This window comes from Pseudomonas sp. DVZ6, from assembly GCF_024259445.1.
In the GTDB taxonomy this organism is placed as follows: Bacteria; Pseudomonadota; Gammaproteobacteria; order Pseudomonadales; family Pseudomonadaceae; genus Aquipseudomonas; species Aquipseudomonas peradeniyensis.
The window spans coordinates 19108-40567 of record NZ_JANCLM010000046.1 but is presented as its reverse complement, the minus strand read 5'-3'; the positions used below and the strand labels follow the sequence as shown (position 1 = coordinate 40567).

General features: G+C 63.1%; 16 protein-coding genes and 1 pseudogene. 1 reads left to right on the top strand and 16 read right to left on the bottom strand.

Going from position 1 to position 21460, the window contains the following annotated elements:
• The first annotated feature begins 136 nt into the window (after window positions 1–136).
• Complete coding sequence (locus NMG10_RS22585; RefSeq protein ID WP_203650156.1) at window positions 137–835, top strand: XRE family transcriptional regulator; 699 nt, start codon at window positions 137–139, stop codon at window positions 833–835.
• A 396-nt stretch (window positions 836–1231) separates the two neighbouring features.
• Here NMG10_RS22585 and NMG10_RS22580 read toward each other — a convergent pair.
• The 16 genes and pseudogenes from NMG10_RS22580 to NMG10_RS22505 form a co-directional block, all read right to left on the bottom strand.
• Window positions 1232–1849: pseudogene (locus tag NMG10_RS22580) on the bottom strand (TetR/AcrR family transcriptional regulator); the annotation flags it as partial.
• 181 nt (window positions 1850–2030) lie between these two features.
• Window positions 2031–2723 carry a glutathione S-transferase family protein gene (locus tag NMG10_RS22575; protein WP_203650154.1) on the bottom strand — a complete coding sequence of 231 codons (693 nt, stop codon included), beginning with the start codon at window positions 2721–2723 and terminating at the stop codon, window positions 2031–2033.
• 33 nt (window positions 2724–2756) lie between these two features.
• The gene (locus tag NMG10_RS22570; RefSeq protein ID WP_254465170.1) at window positions 2757–5048 is read right to left on the bottom strand and encodes an RND family transporter; all 2292 of its coding nucleotides are present in this window, start codon (window positions 5046–5048) and stop codon (window positions 2757–2759) included.
• A gap of 51 nt (window positions 5049–5099) precedes the next feature.
• Window positions 5100–5534 (bottom strand): MAPEG family protein, encoded by a 435-nt coding sequence (locus NMG10_RS22565; RefSeq protein WP_028690310.1) that lies wholly within the window; start codon window positions 5532–5534, stop codon window positions 5100–5102.
• A 102-nt stretch (window positions 5535–5636) separates the two neighbouring features.
• A complete protein-coding gene (locus tag NMG10_RS22560; protein ID WP_139668245.1) occupies window positions 5637–6779 on the bottom strand; it encodes a cupin-like domain-containing protein in 1143 nt (380 codons plus the stop codon).
• 22 nt (window positions 6780–6801) lie between these two features.
• A complete protein-coding gene (locus NMG10_RS22555; RefSeq protein WP_254465169.1) occupies window positions 6802–7932 on the bottom strand; it encodes a hypothetical protein in 1131 nt (376 codons plus the stop codon).
• A 113-nt stretch (window positions 7933–8045) separates the two neighbouring features.
• Complete coding sequence (locus NMG10_RS22550; RefSeq protein WP_254465168.1) at window positions 8046–9329, bottom strand: cation:proton antiporter; 1284 nt, start codon at window positions 9327–9329, stop codon at window positions 8046–8048.
• 6 nt (window positions 9330–9335) lie between these two features.
• Window positions 9336–10292, bottom strand: a complete 957-nt coding sequence (locus tag NMG10_RS22545) for a bile acid:sodium symporter family protein (RefSeq protein WP_203650135.1) — start codon at window positions 10290–10292, stop codon at window positions 9336–9338.
• The gene (locus NMG10_RS22540; protein ID WP_232856636.1) at window positions 10280–11119 is read right to left on the bottom strand and encodes a dienelactone hydrolase family protein; all 840 of its coding nucleotides are present in this window, start codon (window positions 11117–11119) and stop codon (window positions 10280–10282) included. Before NMG10_RS22540 ends, NMG10_RS22545 begins: the two co-directional genes overlap by 13 nt.
• A gap of 115 nt (window positions 11120–11234) precedes the next feature.
• A complete protein-coding gene (locus NMG10_RS22535; RefSeq protein ID WP_232856637.1) occupies window positions 11235–12344 on the bottom strand; it encodes a hypothetical protein in 1110 nt (369 codons plus the stop codon).
• A gap of 53 nt (window positions 12345–12397) precedes the next feature.
• Complete coding sequence (locus NMG10_RS22530; RefSeq protein ID WP_203650128.1) at window positions 12398–13174, bottom strand: hypothetical protein; 777 nt, start codon at window positions 13172–13174, stop codon at window positions 12398–12400.
• Window positions 13175–13332: 158 nt separating this feature from the next.
• On the bottom strand, window positions 13333–14604 hold the full coding sequence (locus tag NMG10_RS22525; protein WP_203650126.1) for a DUF1302 family protein: 1272 nt from the start codon (window positions 14602–14604) through the stop codon (window positions 13333–13335).
• 56 nt (window positions 14605–14660) lie between these two features.
• On the bottom strand, window positions 14661–15500 hold the full coding sequence (locus NMG10_RS22520) for an outer membrane lipoprotein-sorting protein (protein ID WP_203650124.1): 840 nt from the start codon (window positions 15498–15500) through the stop codon (window positions 14661–14663).
• Window positions 15497–16750 (bottom strand): beta-eliminating lyase-related protein, encoded by a 1254-nt coding sequence (locus NMG10_RS22515; RefSeq protein WP_232856638.1) that lies wholly within the window; start codon window positions 16748–16750, stop codon window positions 15497–15499. Before NMG10_RS22515 ends, NMG10_RS22520 begins: the two co-directional genes overlap by 4 nt.
• Complete coding sequence (locus NMG10_RS22510; RefSeq protein WP_254465167.1) at window positions 16747–17553, bottom strand: ThiF family adenylyltransferase; 807 nt, start codon at window positions 17551–17553, stop codon at window positions 16747–16749. Before NMG10_RS22510 ends, NMG10_RS22515 begins: the two co-directional genes overlap by 4 nt.
• A gap of 969 nt (window positions 17554–18522) precedes the next feature.
• Complete coding sequence (locus NMG10_RS22505; protein ID WP_269806775.1) at window positions 18523–21453, bottom strand: TonB-dependent receptor; 2931 nt, start codon at window positions 21451–21453, stop codon at window positions 18523–18525.
• Between the last annotated feature and the right edge of the window lie 7 nt (window positions 21454–21460).

Below are 21460 nucleotides of genomic sequence, written 5' to 3'. Positions count from 1 at the left end.
TTGCCCTGCGATAACGCGCAAAACGAAACTTCCTACCCGCTCCTACGCGCATACCTACAAACCAGCACATTTCCTACAAAATTCCTCTACATCGGGTTGATTTCCACACCGTACGAGGGCCTATAGACTCGACACCATGAAAACATCCGGTGACCGTCTCAAAGCCCTCCTGCTGGAGTGCCACCTGACCCCTTCCGACTTTGCCGCCCAGCGCAAGGTCTCGTCGCAGCACGTCAACAACTGGTTCAAGCGCGGCGTGCCCCAGGCCCGGCTCGATGAAATCGCCGACCTGTTCTGCGTACGCAGGCGCTGGCTGCGCAGTGGCGAGGGACCGAAGCATCCGACGCCTCTGGCTCCCGCGACACCAACGGCACCGGCCCTGGCGTTGCCGCCGCCGCTGCAGGCCCTGGACACGGACCTGATCCACCTGCCACTGCACCAGGTGCGCGATGGCAGCCTGCAGGCGCTACCAGGGCATTATCAGCCGATACCCCGGCGAGCCCTGGAGTGCCTGCAGGTCAACGCAGAAAAGGCCATCTGCCTCGGCATGCCAGGTAACAACATGGCCCCGCTGCTGCCCCAGGGCGCCCTGCTGGCCATCGAGCGCGGCTGCACCCGGGTGGTCGAAGGCGAATGCTACGCCCTGCTGCACAACGGTCGCCTGCGGGTGCAACACCTCACCCTTGGCCACAATGGCACGCTGTGCCTGCACAGCCATGACCGCCTCAACCATCCCAGTGAACGCTATACGGCCTATCAGCGCCGGGTGCAGAACGTGGAAATCCTCGGCTGGGTGTTCTGGTGGTCGAGCCTGCGCCCGGCACGCCCCGGCTGAAGCACCTCACTTTTTGCTGGGCATGCGCCACACACACGGGTATGCTACGCCGCACATCATGCCCCCTGATGGTGCAAGCCGCATTCCAGAGGGCCTGGCGACGCCTCACACAGCCGTCCGCCATCTTTTTCAGGCCATGTTGCCAACCGTTTAAGGCGGTTGCGGCTTATCAAAAATGAGCCAAGACCGTCCCCGAGAAGCCGGCCACAAGCCGGCTTTTTAATTCCTGTCGATTTCTCCAAGATGGCTCGCCCCGACGTCGCTCCTGCCGACGCCGGCTATTTGCTGCGGCAGGCTGCTCAACACCGGCCTGAACAGCATGCGCGATCGGTACCCGCCCCCCAGACTGCGTTCGACCATGCCTTCGGCACTCGGCACCGCGCCGCCATGCAAAGCCATGAACATCGACACGACCTCACGCACGTGCGCTTCGGCGTGCTCCCCCTGCAGCGGTGCACACAGGCCGATCAGTACGCGAAAATAGTCATCACCCTTGAGCAGGCAGAAGAAGCGTTTCGCCGACGTCTGCGCATCCTCGACGCGCAGACGACCTGCAAGCGAAGCACGCATCAGCAACTTGGTCATCTCCTTGAGCATGTGCTGTGCACCCGCCTCGTAGAACATGCAGGCCAGCTTCGGCTCCTGACGGGCCATCGCCACGATGATGCGTTGCAGCGCGACCGCCTCGCTGCTGCAGATCAGGTCCAGGTACTTGCCACCGATCTTGAGCAGAACCGACTCGATACTGGCATGCGGCGAAAACTCGAACAGCCGCTCTGGCAGCTGCTCGTCGCACTTGGCTGTGATGGCTGCCGAGAACAACGTCGCCTTGTCACTGTAGTGGTTGTACACAGTCAGCTTCGAGACCCCCGCCTCGGCGGCGATCGCATCCATGCTGCTCCCCTCGTAGCCTTTGCTCAGAAAGAGGCTCTTAGCCGCTTCAAGGACTGCCTTGCGCTTCGCTTGATCCTTGGGACGACCCGATCTACTCACCATCACCGGTTGTTTGGACATCTGATTTCCATACCATTCTTGTTTAATTTTTAGATGACTGACCCCTCCAGCCCGCATTGCTGCGAGCCGGCCAGTCAAGTGTTGCAGGCTAAGACGGCCCGGTCGGCGACCAGGCAGCCGGCAAGGCTCAGGCTCCGTACGAAATGTATCTGCACTCGCCCATACTGCGTTCGTACAGACCCTAGGGCACGAACAATCGCTGCCCTTGCTGTGCATAGGTTTCGCTAGCCTCGGCCGTGCGGCCGGCACCGAAGACATCACTGATATCGAACGGCACCTTCACGCCACGTTGCGCTGCGGGGCGCTGCTCGATAACCGCCAGCCAGCGCCGCAGGTTCGGCAGGTCCTGCACATCGACACCCGACCACTCGTGGCCGCGGGCCCAGCACCAGTTGGCGATATCGGCGATGCTGTAGTCCCCGGCCAGGAACTCATGCTCGGCCAGACGCCTGTCGAGCACAGCCAACAGGCGCTTGCTTTCGGCCTGATAGCGAGCGATCACACTTGGAATGCGTTCTGGAAAGTAACGGTTGAAGACGTTGGCCTGGCCCATCATCGGGCCGACACCGCCCATCTGGAACATCAGCCACTGCATCACCGTCGAACGCGCCTTGGTCTCCTCGGGCAGAAGTGCGCCGTGCTTCTGGGCCAGATAGACCAGGATGGCGCCGGACTCGAAGACGCAAAAGTCCTCTGAATCACGATCGACGATCACTGGAATGCGGCTGTTGGGGTTCAACGCCCTGAAGGCTTCGCTTTCCTGCTCCCGCGCGGCAAGGTCCACCAGAATGGCCCGGTAGGGCGTGGCGAGCTCTTCCAGCATCACCGAGACCTTCCAACCGTTTGGCGTAGCATAGGTATACAAGTCAATCATCGGTTAATTCCTCGAACAGATCGTCTGACTGAATCAGCGTTCGGAAAGCGCAATGCCGGACACATCAGCGCTGGGTTCGGTGCGCCTGGCGAAATGGTGGATGAGGTAGGGTATGCCCACGGCGTTGCAGAACAGCGAGACGAAGATCGCCAAGGCGCAGAACACCCCGAACAGGCGGGTGAAATAGGATTCGCCCAGTCCGAGCACGAGGAACCCCGCACACAGCACCAGCGCGCCGGTCCACAGCGCCTCGCCAATGTCCTCGAAGATCATCACCACCAGTTGCTGGGCCGACAGGTGCGCCGGGGCGTGCCGCGCGTGGTAGAAGCAATGCAGGGTTGCGTCCACCACCAGGCCGAACATGATGCAGCCGATCATCGAGGTACCCACATTGATCGACAGGCCCAAGGCCCCCATCACACCGAACACCGCCACCAGCGGCATGATGTTGACGACTACTGCGACGGCGGCGATCTTCCACGAACGAATGAGCAGGTAAAACGCGACCAGCATGCAGGCGACCGCGAACAGGATGCTCCACAGCATGCCGTCGAGCAGCAACTTGACCATCGCCGACTGCATCACCGAGTACGATGTCAGGCTGTGCTCGAACACACTCGGCTGCCGGTCGAGGTAATCGTTCACCTGGTCAAGCACCTGCTGCAGCTGGGCGTGAGGCATTTGCTGCAGGCGCACGCGCACTCGGGTGGACTGGTTGTCGTAGTCGATGAAACGCGTCAGTTCGTGGTCCGGCCCCGCCAGCGAGTAGGTGAAGACGTATTGCTCGGCCGCCTCCCGACTGTCAGGCAATACCTGGAAGCGCGGGTCGCCTCCATTCATCTCGCGATGGATATCGCGCAGGAAGTCGACCACCGACAAGGTCTTGTCCACCCCAGGGATTCGCCCGAGGTAATCCTGCAGCGCGGCGATCTCGCGCAACGCAGCGGGTTCGAGTACCCCGCCCTTGTCCTGGGTCCGCAGGCTGACCTCAAGGTTGGACACGCCACCGAGCTCACGCTCGACGAAGTCCGTGGACACCTTCACCGGTGCTGACCGATCGATGAAGTTGAGGAACGAGGCTTCCACATGCAGGCGACCGATCGGCAGCAGCGCCAGGGCCACCACCGCGACCGTCAGCAACGGCAGCGTGCGCGGCGAACGATACAACGGCGCGAGGCGCTCCACCCACCTGGCATGGTGCTTGTGCTCGGACCGTCGCACGCGCCTGGCCGGCGCGCACTCAAGCAGGAACGGCATCACCAGGTAGGACAGCACATAGGCAAGGATTGCCGCCAGCGCGGCGATCACGCCGAACGAGCGGATGGGCGCCACCTCGCTGACCGCCAGGGTGAGAAAGCCGATGGCCGTGGTGAAGGAGGTGAGGAAACACGGCACGAAGTTCTGCCGCAGCGAGCGACGTGCGGCCTCGAGCACCGGCAGGCCGTCGTTGAGGCCCTGCCGGTGGGTATCCAGCAGGTGCAGGCAATCCAGCACGGCGACGCACATCATGATCGACGGCAGGCCGACCGTGACCGCGTTCATCGGCAACCCCAGGCGTCCCATGCTGCCCAGCAGCAGCGCCGTGCACAGGGTCACGACGGCCATCACCACCCAGACATCGCCCAGGTTGCGCAGGAACGCCAGCAGCAACACCAGCAGCACCAGCGAAGTCAGAGGAATGAAGACCTTGAGATCCTTCCACATGTCGCTGGTCACCTGTTGCTCGACCACCGGCTCGCCGGCGACGTGGTACAGGGTGAAGCCGCTGCCTTGCATGATCGGCGCCACGCTCGCCAGGATCCGCTCGAACTTGCCTTCGCCAGCCGCCGAGCGGACCTCGATGAGGATCGCCGCCACCTGCCCGTCCGGCGAGATCAGGTCACGCTGGTACAAGGGGCTGGCGCGCAGCTTGTCGAGCACCCGTTGGCGATCGTACTGCGTCGGCTGGGCCAGCGCCTCGGCCACCGGCAGGATACCCAGCGCCTGCTCCTGGCCATGAATGATGTTGACCGAGGCGATGCTGGTCGCCTTGGCCACGTCGGGCAACTGCTTGAAGCGCTCGGTGACCGCCTCGAGCCTGGCCATCGCCTGGTCGCTGAACAACGCCTGGGGTGGCAGGGCAATCACCACCATGCGGTCTTCACCGAAGCGCTGCTTGAACGCTTCGTACTGCTGGCGCTCGGTGTTGCCTTCAGGCAGGAAGGAGTCGATTGACGCATCGAACCGCAGTCCCAGCGCACCGGGCGCGATTGCCAGCACGGCAATCAATACCCACAGCGCATTCAACCTGCGCCAGTTGATCAGAAATCGAATGATTGCATCCATGCCCATGGGTGTACCTCGCGCGATGGCGATCCTTTCATTGTCGTCGGTGCATCAGCCGGCCCTGGCGGCCAGCTGAGCGATGATTAACCCGGCAATACCAAACAGGCAGACGACACCCACGGCATAGGCCAGGGTCCGCCATGGCTGCCAGCGCGCCAGGTAGGTCACGGTGTGCACGATGCGTGCAGCGGTGAACAGCGAGAACAGCCATACCGCAGGCCCTGCCGGTCCCTCGAGCAGCACGTAGATGCCACCGAGCACGAAGAACAATGGAATGTTCTCCAGGTCGTTCATCCACGCCTGGGAGGCGCGGGAGACCTGCGGCAATTCCTCGGCACTGGCGGGGCGGCCGACGAACCCGGCATCTTCGGCATTCTTGAAGGTCAGGCGGCCAATCCGGTATGCGCCCTGGTAGAGCGAGATCGCGAACATCTTGGCGAACAGCACCAGGACACACAGGGTGTAGCTGTACAGAACAACGCTCATATCTACTCCTTTAGATAACTTCCGGTGTTTTGGTCGATGCCCCGGCGGTTCAGGCCTCCGGGGCAACTCCAGTGTAACAGCCGGGCTCTTTTCAACCGGAGCTTAAAGCGATACGCGCCGCACGAATTCCTCGGTGTCGAACTCGAACGCAAGCTTTGCGCCGGTCGCCTTGTCCGAGCCCCAGCCTTCCTTGAGCACGGTCATCACGGTCTGGCGGAAGCGTGGCGAGGTCACCCACATCAGCGAGAACATCTTGTTGCCCATGATCATCTTGTTGATCGCCCGCGAGGCAATGGCCAGCGAAGGCACCGGGGTCTCGACGCAGTGCCACCACCAGTGTGGCGAGAACAGCACGTCACCCGCCTCCAGGGTGGTGGTGTACTTGGGAATGTAGCGATACAGCGGATAGCCGTCGGCCTCGATCTCGTCGTGGCTCTTGCGCCAGTCGAGCATGGTTGCGGCGTAGAACATGTCCTTGCGGGTAATCGGGTGCATCCACATCGAGTGCTTGGGATGCACGAAGGTCCACTTCTTGACGCCGCTGATCATGGTGAAAAGGTTCGGTCCCCCGGTGCAGTGCCAGCCCGAAATCACCCCGCCGGCAGACAGGAACATCTGCGTCGACATGATCCGCTTGTCGCGGGTGCTCAGGTAGCGCCCCAGGGTCGGCAGGTCGAGTTCCTGGCGCAGCTCGGGGTGCTTGTTGAACAGGTCCTCGGTGTGGCCCGGGTAGTAGGTACCTCCGCCAAGGATGTTCTCCACCACTTCGGAGATCGGCAGGTCGATGTACTGCAGCGCCTTCTCGTTCAGTTCGTTGCCCCGCACGCGGGTCGCCACCTTGACATCGCCGTAGTGCTCGGCAAGGTATTGCGGGGTCCATTTGCGCACTGACTCCCAGTCCTTGGCAGCGCCGCGGAACACCACCGGGGTGTTGGGTTCCAGGTAGATCTTGTGGAAGTTTTCCGGCGACAGGTCCTTGAGCTCGACCTCCGGCACCGGCAGCGTCGGAGCGTCGCCGTAGGCCCGGGACTGCTCCTGGATGCGCGCCTCGATGCGCCGGGTGCGCTCGATGCATGCCTGCGAGCCATAGGGGCCATGTTCCTTGCGCCCGACGAAATAGTAGCGGCGGAGGAAATCCGCCCAGTACTGGCTACGGGTCAGCCAGTCGATCTTCGGGTCGTGGGTCAGGTCGATGGTCGGGAAATCCACGTGGGCGAAACTGCCGGAATTCATCACTTTGTCCATTGCTATCACTCTCCCTGTTGTCTTATTGGGTTTCACTGTTGAAATGCGCTGCGACGTCCTGCGGCGCACCTTGCACCGCACCGCTGCCGAACAGCCGAGCCAGGGCCTGGACGGACCACTCGGTCAAGCCGATATCCTTAAGCTGCGCCATGGGGTTGCCGAACAGGAACTGGCGCACATGCGGGCGCAGTTCGAGCGACAGCAGGTCGATGCGAATCGCCACGGCCGGGGTGTTGTAGTTGCTGTAGTAGCGCACCTCGGAGATCGCGCTCACCCCCATGAAGCGGTACAAGGCCTGGTGCTTGGGCGGTACGGCGAACACCACGTCGGTACAGCCGCGGGTGAACTTGGCGTGTTGCAGGGCGATGCGGAACAGCGAGTACACGCACAACATGCGCTCGGGGTCATGGATGCTGTAGTTCATCGCCCCGAAGTGCTCGGTGCTCACCGCCAGCATGCCGAACTCGACCAGACGGCGACCTTGTTTGCGCAAGGGCGCCAGGCAATCCTCGAACACCGCGTCCATCGGCAAGGCTGCCACCGAGTCGGGAATCGAGGTCAGGGTCATCGCCACCTCCCCCTCCACCTTGCCGACGAAGGTCACGGTCTGCGGGTTGAGCAGGAAGCTGTTGGTGTACAGCCCATTCTGCGCGGGCGCTGCCAGGCCCTTGCGGAAGTAGGCGCCATAGACCAGGCGATAGGCGGCCTCGCGGTCGTCGATCGATTTGGCCTGCCCCAGCAACACCGGTGCGCTGGAGTGCAGTTCGCTGGCCGGGCAACGCGGTTGGTGATCCGGCTGTTCGCCAGCCTCGGCGATCGCCTGGTCAACCCTCAGGCGCTGGCACAGGTGCTTCACCTCGCGCGGCCATTGCCCGCCATTGCAGGTTTCGCAAGGCAGGCAATGCAAACGCACGACCGCGCCGATGGCCTCCACCTGCACGACCTGCGCCTCGAAGGCCAGGTCGCGCCGAGCGATGTCGTCGCGGCCCTGCAGTGTCAGCACCTGGCCCACGCGTACTGCCAGGGTCGTCTCCAGCACCAGTGCCGACTCGCTCAGCGAACATAGCCGCGCCGTGCCCCGGACATCGTCGACGCTCAGGATCCAGGTCCCCCCTGCCTCGTCAACACATCGTTTTTCTACGTCTGTACTCAACAAAGGTCTCATCAGCTTCACTTCCTATCGATTGAACGAGAACATCCCTATCGCTACCTTTCGAAGCCCAGATCCATGCGTGTCGTGCTCCTCCCTGCCAGTTGCGTCATTGCTCAAGGGTTTTCCAGCACTGGCCGCTCTCGACCTTCGCGCGTTGCCACGACCCGTGCGCTTGAGCCGGTGGGCGCAGGCTCGCGCGGCCGGATCAGCCGGACGATCGGCAAGGTAATGACCGTCGCCGCGAGCGCGACAACCATGAGAATCGCGTAGAGGTCGGTCGTGATGACGCCGATCTCCAGCCCGACCGTCAGCAGGATGATTTCCATCACCCCCTTGGTGTGCATCAGCGTCGCCACGACGAATGCGTCGGGACGGCAAAGCCCCGTGCAGCGCGCCACCAGGTACGAAACCCCGGCCTTGCCCAGCGCGCCGACCAGCAGGAACAAACCGCCCCATGCCAGCAGGCCCGACCAGCTACCTGCCTCGATGTTCACGTTCATCGCCGCCGTGCCAAAGAACAGGGGTGCGAAGAACAGGTTGACCAAGGCCTGCGGTCCCTTTTCCCAGAACTCGCGAAGGCCCTGGTGACGGCGGAAGGCGATCCCGGCGATGAAGGCGCCGATGGTCACGTGGGCGTTGGCCAGGTCGGTGATGACACAGAAGGTGAACAGCACGATCAGCGCCGCGACCAGTGGCCGTGACGGATCACTGCCGGCGGTCGCGGACGAAGGCGCGACCAGGCGGCGGCTGACCACGAACTCGGCCACCGCCACCAGCACGATCAGGGTGATGCCGGAATACAGAATGCTCGCCGAGCCCGTGCTCGATAGCAGCACCAGCACCAGGGACAGGGCGAACCAGGCGAGGATGTCGGTGATCACCGCTGCGTTCATCACCAGCGGCGCCAGCCGGTGGTGGAGAAAACGCGGATCGGCGAGGATGCCGGCCAGCACCGGGACAGCGGTGGCCGCCATCGCGACGCCAAAGAACAGCATGTAGGGCAGCCGATCGACATGGCCGGAGAACACGCCGTGGCTGGCATAGCCAAGCAGCACCCCAGCCAGTCCCGCGCCGATGAAACCGAACACCGCGATCGGCAGCGCCCCACCAGCCTTGGCCTGCGATCCACCATGGCTCCCCGAGCCGGTTTCCAGCCCCAGGCCAAACATGATGAAGATCAGGCCGATCTTGCCCAGCGCCATCAGGCCGGTGACGTTGGCGAACAACGCGCCGGTCAGGCCGGGATCGATCGCGCCCAGTACCATCGGCCCGACGATCACGCCGGTCAACAGATACCCGATGACTGCGGGCTGACCCAACCAGAAACTGACGCGGCCCAGACAGTGGGAGACCCCGAGGATCACCAGCAATTGCATGAAGATGTTTGCCGAGTTCATGGTCGATCAATCCTTGCGCGCCGCAGCGCCTGAGTGCTGTCCGATGAGTCGTCCATCGCCGAAGGGTTCGACCGGCCGCTGCCCGGGGTTGGTCGGGTGCACGCGCCAGCGAGCAGCAACGGCGTGCAACGTGACCACCAGCAACGCGGCCAGGCAGACGAGGACGCTGTAGAGAATCGCCGGGATCGCCATGTCGACACTGCCCAGCAGGCTGGCGATGACCAGCGCCAGGGCACTGTTCTGGATGCCGATCTCGACGGTGATCGAACGGGTCTGGGCACTGCCGAGCCCCGCCATCCTGGCTGCCAGCCAGGCAAGGCCCATGGTGCTGCCGAACAGCGCCACCAGGCTGAAGCCCAGGCGCGCGGCATAGGCCTGCAGCAGCGGGAATTCCTTCACCACCACCACCAGGATCATCAGCATGAGGAACGCGAAGCCGAGTATCCGCAGCAGCGGTTCCAGACGTTTGCAAGCAGTCGGCCAGAGCCGCGCCAGCCCCATGCCCAAGGCCAAGGGCAACAAGGTGAGGAGGAACAGGCGCACGACGGTGTCGGCCATCGGCAGTTGCACGGTCTGGCCGAGAACGCCGTAGTGGGCCAGCGCCAGCGCCACCAGCAGCGGCACGCTGATGAAGGCGATACAACTGGAAATCACGGTCAGCGAGATCGACAGCGCCACGTCGCCCTTGAGCAGGTAGGTGATGGTGTTTGAGGCCACCCCGCCCGGACACAGGCACAGCACGATCACCCCCAGGGCCAGGGTGCCGTCGAGCGCAAACACCCAGTTCACCCAGAGCCCCATCAATGGCAGCAGCAGCACCTGCCCCAAGGTGCCGATGGCGACCCCGGTCGGCGCCTGCAGCAGGTCGACGAAGTCCTTGCGGCGCAGGCCCAGCCCCATGCCGATCATCATCACGAACAACAGCACCGGGGCGATCAGCCTGGCCAGTTCTATGGTTTGCATACGTGTTCTCCTGGCTGGCCCAGGCCCAACTGGGCCTGGAGAAATGCCACCACCGCCTCTTGGGCCAGGTAAGTGGGGTGGTCCTGTTCGTCGACATAACTCACGCCCAGCACCGAATGGGCCCAACGCCCGATGCCATGGGGGTTGTCCGCCGACGAGTCGATTTCGCAAGCGACGAAACGCTCGCCGAAAGCCTGCTTCAGGCTTTCGAAACGGGCGTCTGGGACCGCCGGGTCACCGGTGAAGCGCAGGCCGAGTACAGGAATGGCCTGTTCGGTCGAGCGCCGTACGACAGCGTCCAGCGTGTCCTGCTCGATACCCAGCGCACCGGCCTTGGCAGCGGACAGGGCGAAGGGCAGCGAGGGGTTTGCCAACACAGGGGCGATGACTGCAGGGTCCGCCATCATGGCCAAGCCAAAGCCACCGGTCAGGCACATGCCGATCACCCCCACTCCTGGGCCTGGACTGGCCGCGTGCGCCGCTCGGGCCAAGGCCCGCAGCCAGTCGGTAATCGGGCTGCTGCGCCGGCTGGCCAGGACCCGGAACTCCCGCGAGATGCAGACCTGGCCCATGCAACCGGCCACCGACAACGCCGAGACCCGCACCCCTGGCTTGCCGAACAACACCGGCATCCACACGCCAAGGCCCGCATCGGCAAGCCGCCGGGCCAGGCGCACCACGCCATCGTGCAGTCCGGGGACTTCGTGCATGAGCACCACCGCGGGCCCCTCGCCCAGGCGAAAGACCTGGCGAGTCACGCCCTCATGGGAAAACTGGAAATCCGAGCAACCTGCGAAAAGGTCGCCAGCGAGCGCTAGATCGTTCATTCAACCATCCGTGGTAAGCCATCCGCGGCAGGTGCTCGGCCAACAGCCGGCCACCCGCTCGTGCATGCCGCCCGCGCCTTGCTGACCAAGGCGCGTGGCGGCGTCGGTCAAGCCTTCAGGCGCAGTCTCGTGCCTGGTCAGCAACGCGCCTCACCGCCCTGGACGGGGGTGGCGCTTCGAGCGGCGCCATCTTCAGATCCTCCAGACGCAGGTCAAGCTCGCGCAGCGAGCGGTCGATGTGCCGCCCCATGAAGATCCGCCGACGGACCATGAAGTCCATGAGTGCGAAGATCAGCAGCCACTTGCGCCGCCCCGCCTTGCCTTCGCGAACCAGCTTGGCGAACTCGGGCTTGTACGGGTTGTAGCCAAGCAGCTTGAGATCCGAATACATCAGCAGCCAATTCAGGGTGAAGTTGCTCAACACCGGGTTGGCATGCACTTTGTTCTGCACCAGGCCCAGTTCGATGACTGTGTTGGTGACGCGCGCCTGGTCGTAGTCCCAGGCATGGAACGGCGCGAGGATGCGCGGCAGCTTGATGCCCTCGCCATGGCGTTGCGGGTTCCAGAACAGCGCCCGCTCGTGTTCCTTGAACACGCCGTTGGCAAACAGTTCATGGGGCGTCCAATCCTGGGCGATACGCTCCGCCGGCATCTCGTAGAGCATGCGCTCGGGCTCCGGCTGGCCGGGTGAATAGCCGGTGAAGATCAACGGGATGTCCTTCTCCACGGCAAAACGCAGCAGGTCCCCTTCGCGGATGTCCAGCCAGAAATAGCAAACCGTGTGCACTGCCCCCTTCGGGCCCTGGTTCATCAGCAGATGGCGGATGAAACGCCGGTAGACGCTCTGGACCGGACGGTGCACGTGATGGTCCACCCCGAGTGCCTTGACCGTCCGCCGGATGTTGTCCCAGGTCCTGGCCGGTATGTCGAAATCGCTGGTATACGCCAGCACCTTCAGGCCGTAGTCCACCACCAGCCGGTGCAGCAGGTAGCAACTGTCCTTGCCACCACTGAAGGAGACAATGCAGTCGTACTTCCTGCCACTGCCCTTGGCGGCGCGCAAAGTCGCCTCCAGGTCCTGCTGGAAGCGCATGCGCTGCGCGTCCTGGCGCAACCGCCCCCCCGCCTGCGAGATGCGGCACAGGTTGCAGGTGCCGTCCGAATCCAGCGCCACGCCTTCGACGTCGTCGGTCAGCAGGCAGCTGACACATACTTTCTTGAACATACCGACCAGCTCCTTTCTATCCTTGTCGTGCTCCGATAACGGTCCGTGTCAGGTCACGCGTTCACGGCGACCTGGGCGTGTGGCAGGCGGGCGTATGCTTGCCGGGCCAGTTGCAGGGCCTCCCCAAGGAAATCGCCATAGGCGGTCAGTGCCTGCTCGCCGATGGCGACCAGGTGCTGGGTGTATTCAGGCTTGGCTTCGAGCAACTCGGCGACCACGCGGAAGTTGGTATCGGTATGGCCAAAGTCGAATCTCACATGCTCGGCCAGGAAGGAAATACTTTGCTGGCCTTCTTCACACAGCGCTGCGGCACAGGCTTTCAACAGTGCTGGGCCGTATTGGGTGGTGATCAGTTCAATCTCCACATCAATGGCAAGTTCGGCCCACGGTGCATCTCCGGCCACCACGTCCTTGTGCAACTGGTGATAACGGCGCACCGAAGGCGTCAGATTGGAAACCAGCAAGTCGTCGGTATTGATCGGCATTCCCGGATACTTCGCATTCCACAGGTTCACCAACTTGTGGACATCCGCCGCCGCCCACTCGTGGTGACCGTCTTCTTCTTCGGTGTGCTCCTTGAAGAACTCGGCCAGCCTGTTCAGGCCCAGGGCCTCGCAGCGCACGCCGGCCGTGGCCAGGTACTCCGGAATAGGCGTAGTCAGTGCCGCGCTCATGGCGCTCCAGTAGATCATGAAGAGGTTCACCAACGGCGCGTCCATCGGCGCGTTGAACAACGCCTGGACATCGTCACGGGCGGCAAACTTCTCACGTGCCGCCGCGATACGAATCTGGTACTCGTTCATCATGATCGGATCATTGCCAACATTCATTTTTCACGCTCCTTTGTAGGATGAATAAAACCTTTAAAGTCCATGAAACAGGCGATCGCGGCCAAGGGACGGACAGTCATATCCTCCCGTTTCAAACGATCGCATTTACTGCAAATGGCCCGCATGAACATGCGCGCGCAACTACATTGCCCTGTCAATCAGAAGTAATAGTGAACCCCTGCGTACAATTGATCGTTATCCCTGAACTGGCCGAAGATACCTTCGTCATGCCCGGCAAAATGCATTCCGCCAGTGCGCAGTTCCCAGTCGTCGGTGACCCGCCAGCGCAATTGCAGGCGCCAGAAACGGTCGGTCATGTTCATGAACTCGCGCCCCTGGAACTCCAGCCACAGGTCCTCGCCCTTGAGCGGCACGTTCACCCGCCATGTCACGCTTGGCCGGTACTTGTCCGGCTGCATGTTGCCGTTGTGGTTACGGATGTAGTCGAGGGTGTACTGCAGGTTGATGTAGGTCCGCGAGGCGAAGGTGTAGTCCATGCCGGCCACTCCCCTGAGCGTGTCACGGCGCTCGACCAGACCCGGCACAGCCATGTCGTAGCTGACATAACCGGCATCGGTGACGTAAGCCAGTTCGCCACGCACACCGATCCCGTCACGCCCCGACTCGAACGCCATCGACGTGGTGTGCTGGCGGGCGTGATAAGGCTGCACGGTACCGACTGCCCTGCCGCTGGCGTCGAAGCCCTGGATATCGGCGCGAAATGCCGCCATCTGCTCGAACTGGTAGGCATAGTTGAACGACAGGTCATAATTGTCGCGCCGCAGCACTCGCCGAGCGGCAAACACGCTGTCGCCCAGCGGACCACCTTCAACCTTGGTCGAGCGCTCGCTTAACCCCAGTCCGCGCACGTAGTTGTTCTCCACGAACAGGCTCCATTCCTCGCCTGGCTGGGCCAGCAGGTCCTGACGGAACTGCGGCTGCCAAAGCACCTCGAAGAAATCGCCGCCATCAAGAAAGTAGCGACCGCTCACCGCGGTCACCGGCCACTTGCGTTCGAAGCGGGTATGGATCAGGAAGCTGCGAAAATCCTGGGGTGTGAAGCTGTCGATCACACTGACCTCGTCCGCCACCCCCCACTGGATCACCTGCCGCCCGATGCGCCAGCTGGTCGTCTCGCCTTCCCATTCGACGTACCCTTCCCACAACCTGGCAGTGCTTTCGTTTTCGTCGGCTGCCGAACGCATGCGCTTGTGCTCCAGCTCCAGGTCCGCCGAAACCAGCGTGCGCAGGCCGTCGGCCTGGTGATCCAGCTCGACCCGGCCGCGACCTCGCAGGCCATTGTCCAGGCTCGACTTCAAGGCGCTCGAGCCCACCTCGCCACCGCTGCCCAGGCCAACCGCCGAGCGCAGGTCGAGAAACCCCGTCACCGTGTTCTGGCCACCCAGGGCCGCCAGCGCCTGGGCGCTCACGCAAGGCGCGCCAGCCAGCGACAAGACGGCTGCAAGTGTTCGGACAATCCCGACCATCACTCCACCATCCTGCTGGTTTCGTCACTGACCAGGCGTTGCACGTCCGCAGGTTCGGCAAAGTGCTCGATGCCCTTCTCCATCTGCCGCACCGTCACCAGCGACGCAGGCAGCCCGGTATCGACGCGAACCCAACGTCGCTCCATCAGCGTCTGATGCCCGTTGCGCAGATCATTCACCTGCACGAAACGCTCGTACAGGGCAGAGCCGTATGCCTGCACTTCGGTGCGCCGAACCTGCTTGATCAACTGGCCGGCAGCATCGAAAAAGTCGATCCGACTGGGGAAGTAACTGCCGTCGGCGCGGATGTAGTAGCGGCGCTTGGCATACGCCGAGTTCGACGACGGCTTGGCCTGGCAATCCACCACATGCACTGCGAAACCTTCCTCGCTGGCCTGCTCCACATAGCTGAATGTCCAGTCCTCGAGGTTGATCTTCTGCAGATCCTCGTAGATCAAGTCGGACCCGACCCAGGTCTGGTGCTTGGAAGATACCCGCCGAACCCGGCTGGCGGCCGGCAGGTACAGGTATTGCAGGTCCTCGGCGCCACGCACCTCCTCGTTGAAGGTGGCGATGTTGCGAATGCTGCGGGGATAGAAGAACTTCTGCAGGTCGAGGTCACCCTGCTCGCCTGCCAGGTGATACCAAAGCAACCCGCGCTGCCGCTTGGTTCCAGCCTTGTCGGTCAGGGTGACCAACAACATCGAGACCGAATCCTTGCCGGTTGGGCGGTCCTCGGAACGCTCGATGATATCCCTTGGCACCAGGTTGCCCGCCGGCATGCCAGCGAAGGCCAGCAGCGGACAGAGCACGCCGATGATCATCAGCAAACGCTTCATGGCTGCACGCTCCCGGCCTGGCGATAAGTGGCGAGCATGCCGCCGGCGAGGCCTGCAGGGCGGTGGACCTCCTCCAGGGCGAGGTGCTGGTCGGTTTCGCGCAGCGCCTCGCGGATGCAGATCGCAGCCGTGTCCAGGACACGCTCGTCCTTGCCTGGAACGCCAAGAGCGAAACGCACCAGGGCATCGCCAGGGCCGGCCGAGCCCCCTGGATTGAGCGCGCCACGCACACCGTAGCCCACATACAGATGATTGAGGAAGGCGCGAGCATGCATGGCCGTGAACTGCGCGCCAGCCATGAGGAACACGCCATGGACACCCACCTGTGACTCGTCGCCCAACTGCAACAGGCCGTGGAAACGGCGTACCTGGTCAATGCGCGAACGAACTTGCTTCACCAACCCATGCGGCTCGCGCATTGCCGCCAGCAAACGACGCTTGCCCAGCAGGTCAAGGCCCGTGCCGAAGATCAGCGCCTGGTCGCGACAACGCTCGAACAGGGTGCGGTCACGTAGCGCGAGGAAACCACCGATGGTCGTCGGCATCTCCTTCGTCGCGCTCAGCAACACACCGTCTGCCAGTGCGCACAGGGCCTGAACGATGCTCAGTTCGTCATGGTCACGCCAGTCGCAGGCGTACTCGCGGATCAGACAGGCATTGCTGAGGATCCGCGTCGCGTCGAGTAGCAGCGGGATGCCGTAACGATCAGCCACTGCCTTCACTGCACGCAGGTTGTCCAGCGAAACGGGCACGCCGCCAATGGCATTGGTGCAGGCTTCGACCAGCAGGAAAGGTATGCGCTGGCGGCCCACACGCTTGATCGCCTGCTCCAGGGCCACGCAGTCCAGGTCAGCGCGAAATTGGCCACCGGCATCTGCCGTCGACACCGTGCAGTATGTGGCGCCCCTGAGCTGCAGGTGCGCCTGCAGCGTGGGAAATGGCGCGCTGCCAAGCACGCAGTCGCCCGCCGTGACCAGGGCGTTGACCAGCAACGCCTCCGCCAGCCGCCCCTGGGCCAACGCCAGCACCTGGGGCAGGCCGAACAAGGCCTGGAACGCCGCAGCCAGTCGCTCGTCCAGCTCACCGTCGCCGTCCTGGCGCAATAGAGGAACGCTCGGGTAGTCGCGGTGCATCAGGCTGTCGGTCTGGTAGTCGTCCAGGACCAGCCGCGACGGTATCAGGTCGAGGTTGAACCCATGTTGAGCCAGGACCCGCGCGCGGGCCTCGACGGTGTCGGCCAGCAACGTCATGCCAAGGCTCCCTCGGACACGTCGATGATCCTGTGGTTCATGCGATTGAGGTCGAAGAACATCACCTTTGGCAGCACGATCGGTTCACGGAAACCCGGCACCAGGTCATGCAGCAGGTGGTTCACACACTCAGTGGCCAACAGCGATGTCGCGATCAGAGGCCCCACAGCTACCGTTGGCACCTTGCCAACCTCGAGGCTGCGGACGATCGCCTGCATGTGCTGGGGCACGAAGATTTCGTCGAAGATCCGCGGCAGGGAGCCCTGCTCCTTGGCCACCTTGAGCGTCTGCGTCCAGTACTCCATTCCCAACCCTTGCGGTGAGGAGCACAAGGCAAAGCAGCCGAAGCCCATGATCGGCCCGACAACGCTGAACACCCCACGCTCGTGTGCCTTGCGGTGGATGGACTCACGCAGCGAGTGGGGCACGTTGGCATCCAGGCAGTCGACCAGGATGTCAGCGCCCGACAGAAACTCGTCCTGGTTGTGGTCGGTGATACCTTCGACAAAGATCTCGACCTTGGCCCGGGGATTGAGGTCGAGAATCAGCTCGCGATACACCAGGGCCTTGTTTCGGCCCAGCGAAGCACCCGTCGCGGCCCATTGGCGGTTCATGTCGGGCGGATCGAAAGCGCCCGGGTCAGCCAGCTTGAATGACTGTACGCCCATCCGGCACAGGGTGAGTGCCATGGCGCCACCCACGCCGCCACAACCGGCGATCACCACCCGGCTGGACGCAAGCTTGTCGATGCCCGCCTCGGTCAACAGAGGTAGCGAGCGGTTCAGCATATCGTCGTTGCTCATCCTGAAACTCCTTTTCTCACGTGTGTGGATCCTTGCCTTGGCAATGCTGCCAGAGGCCGCCATGCCTCCTGCGAGGCGCAGGAAGGACACGTTGCCAATACTTCCTTCGGCAAAATGTCACAAACAATTTCAAGCCGGCCCTATCGCACCGGCCAACTAATTAAACCGACGAGTAAATAAACAACGGCAAATCGCAGGCACAACGAGACACCACGCAGTAGTTGCGCAACACCGCCAATTAATAAAACCCTCAGTACACTATTGGCACTTTTAAACCGCAAAGTTTAATTTGTCAGTCGCTGGCGCGAACAAACTAAACTCGTAAGTTTAATTGCCAGGCAACCGAGCGCAGCAAGCCAAAGCAACCTTGAAAGCAGAACCAACAAGCCCGGCTCAAAAACAAGCATAAAAACACTTAAAATCAATGACTTGAAAATGCCAACTCAGGCTGGATAGACGCTGCAGCGCACAATAACACCCGAGAATTGCAGCCGCGTGCACAGTACTCGCCAAGCGTTTTGGCGTGGCCAATCCGGACGAACGCCAACAGAAGAAATAGTTATTAACTTAGAATATTCGCGGATACTAAACGGAGCGCCAAGACAATACAAGCCACTCTTTAGCCATTATCGATAGCCCTGCGCAACGAGGCGACTATCGCACGCAGCAGATGCGCGAGATAAAGCACAATCTATTATCCGGCACGCCTGTATTCAGCAGGCCCGCCGAAACATATGGCAGCGCTGCTCGATATCAGGGGGGGCAACGCTCGCACCCTGGCCATTGCCCGAGCAGCAGTCGGGACCTGCTCGGCATTGCAATTGGCTAGCGGCGATGCGGGGTATCAGGGGTTAGCGTTGCAGCGCACTTGAGATCGAACGCCGCGCGGGCGGCGCTCGGCTGCAAGGGTTGCGGCGGGCTCCAGCCACCCCGACTATCGGGCCAAGGCGCTGGACAAGGCAGGCGCTCTCAGAAGCGCGCCACCATCCCCACCCGCCAGGTACGTCCCGGCGCCGGCATGAAGCTCTGCGCCAGCGGGTCCAGGTAGTAGCGGTCGGTCAGGTTCTGCACCGACACATTCAGCTCGGTGTGCTCCAGCAGCTTGTACTTGAGGAACAGGTCGAACAACGCCACCGAGCGGTAGTCGATCTGCGGCGTGGTCGCGCCGGTCTGCCAGGGTTTGTCCATCTGCGCGGTGGGTCCCGAGCTGTAGGTCATGCGCCCGCCCACGGTCAGTGCCTCGTCGAAGAAGCGCATCCCGCCGAGCAGGTTGGCCGAGAAGCGTGGCGGGTTCTGGGTGTTGGTGTACGAGCCCATGTAGCTGCCCGACGTGCAGTCCGGGGTGTCCTGGGTGCGCTGGTAGCGATTGGCGCTGGCGCGCAGCTTGGCGGCGAAGGCCGCGTCGCAGGTCTCGGTCATCAGGTAGTAGGTGGCCGAAAGGTCGGCGAACACGCGCCCGGCATCGTAGTGCGACTGCAGTTCCAGCCCACGGGTGTGGAAGCTGTCGGTGTTGCTGAAGGTCATCTGCCCCCACAGGCCCGGGCTCGGGTCGTAGTAGCGGGTGATGTAGTTCTTGATGTCGTTGTCGAACCAGGCCAGCTTGGCCGACGCCTCGTCGCCGGCGGTCAGCAGGTCGCTGCGCAAGGCACTCACGCCCACTTCCCAACTGCGCGAGCGCTCGGGCTTGAGGTGCTTGCCCGGGGTGACCTGCTGGGTGCCCTGGCTGGTCTCGAACAGCGACGGCAGGCGCAGTCCCTCGGTATAGGAGGCATAGACGAAGGTATCCGGCAGGAACTCGAAATTGATACCGAAGGCCGGCGCGAAGCCACCGCCGCGGCTCTTGCCCTGCGGGGTGTAGTCGTAGCCGGTGACCACGTTGCTGACACTTTCGGGATGGACCACTACGTTGGTCGCGCCGGACTCGTTGAACGGCACGCCATTGAACGGCTCGTTGCTGTTCTCGAAGACGATGCCGTTGTTCAGGCGTGGGTCGGTGGCGTCGGTGTACTGGCCGTTCTGGTCGGGGAACCACGTCATGCTGCCCCAGTGCCCCGGGCTGCTGGCGGTGATCCAGCGCATTTCCCGCTCTTCGCGGCGCGCCTCGGCCAGCACGGTGTTGTCCTTGGTCTGGTAGTGGGCATAGCGGCCGCCGCCCCACAGCGTCAGTGTTTCAGTGGGTTTGTATTCCAGGTTGCCGTTGAAGCTGAACTCCTGACGCGAGGCATCGCGCAACATGCGGTTGGCGTTGATGTCGTGCTGGGTGGAGACCACGTTGCTTTGCGGCTGGAGGTCCTCGAGCTGGAAGGCGCCGCCCAGGTCGAGTTTGAAATCACCATGGGCTGTGGTGAAGCGCGACACGTTGTTCAGGTCGCCGCCGATGCGGCGGTTGTCCTGGCGGGACCAGGCGCGGTCGGTACGGTACAGCTGCGACTTGGGCGCCATCCAGGCCGCGCTGAGGGTGCTGGTCTTCGAGTCGGTCATCCACAGCCTGCTGGTGAGGTCCACCCACGGATTGCCCTCGGGCAGGTAGTGGTAGCGGGCAGTGTAGGTGTCGATCTGGATTTCGCTGGTGGGGTACTGGTAGATGCCGGCGGTGCCGTAGCGGAAGATGTCCGAGGGCATGATCTCGCCCATGTGCCCGTCGAAGCGGCGGTAGCTCAGGTCCAGGGTATGGTCGTCGGCCAGCCGCCAGGTGGTCTTGAGCAGGTAGGAGTCGGTCTCGAACGACGAGTTGAGCACCTCCTCGCCGGCGTTGTAGGTGTTGGCGACGCTCGGCTGTTCGTCACCGTCGCGGTCGTAGAGCCGGTAGCGGTCCTGGCCCTTCTTGCCGGAAAAGTAGTTGCCCTGGTTACGGTGCGCATAGGCCGCCACCAGGTCGAAGCGTTCGTGGGAGTAGCCGAAGGCGGCGCTGCCGGACTCGGCCTTGGAGCCGAACAGGCTACCGCGTTCGTCACGCGGCACCGCGCTCAGGTCCTCGTCCCTGGAGTTACGGTTGCGGTGCTCGGGCTCCACGCCGTTGTTCCACAGGTTGCCGGTCAGGCGCACGCCGACATCCTTGCCATCGACCAGGATGTCATCGACACCGATGGTCTTCATCTCCACCGAGCCACCGATCGCTCCCGAGCGAGTGCTGGGGCCTTTGTTCACGGTGACACTGCTGATCAGGTCGGGGTCGATGTAGCTGCGCTGCTGGGTGCCGCCGTAGCCCCGGTAGACATCCACCGCCTGCTCCGAGCCATCGACCCTGACCGCCACCCGGCTCTGCCCCTGGATGCCGCGGATGTTGACGTCCAGCGCTCCGCCGTTGCGGCTGTCGCCGACCTGCACGCCGGCCACGCCCTTGAGCATGTCGCCCACCGAGACGGTGCTGAAGCGGTCGAGGTCCTCACGCGACAGGTGCACCGTCGAGCGTGGCGCGCGATAGGTGTCGCGCTGTGGGTCCAGCAACTCGCTGGCCGCGACCATGGTCGGCGTCAGTTCCGTCGCCATCGCCGATGCCTGGGCCTGCGGGATGAGGATATAGGCCCCCCGGGAGTTCGACAGCAGTTGCAGGCCGCTGTTGGCCAGCAGGCGCCGGGCCCCCTCCTGCACGGTGTAGCGGCCCTTGAGTGCCGGCGCGGCGCGGCCGCGGGTCAGCTCGGGATCATAGGACAGCAGCAGCCCCGACTGGCTGGCGAACACGCTTAACGCGGTGCCCAGCGGGCCCTTGGCGATGTCGTAGTCGCGCAGCGTGGCATCGTCGGGCCGGGTAGAAGCCATGGCCGGGGCATCGGCGGCCTGAGCCAGGCTCGAAGCCGTGCCCATCAGGCAGCCGAGCATCGCACAACGCACGGCGAAGCTGATCGGGGACAAGCGTTGCGAAGGACGCGAAACAGGGGAAAGCCGACGGATTGCGGGCATGCTTTTC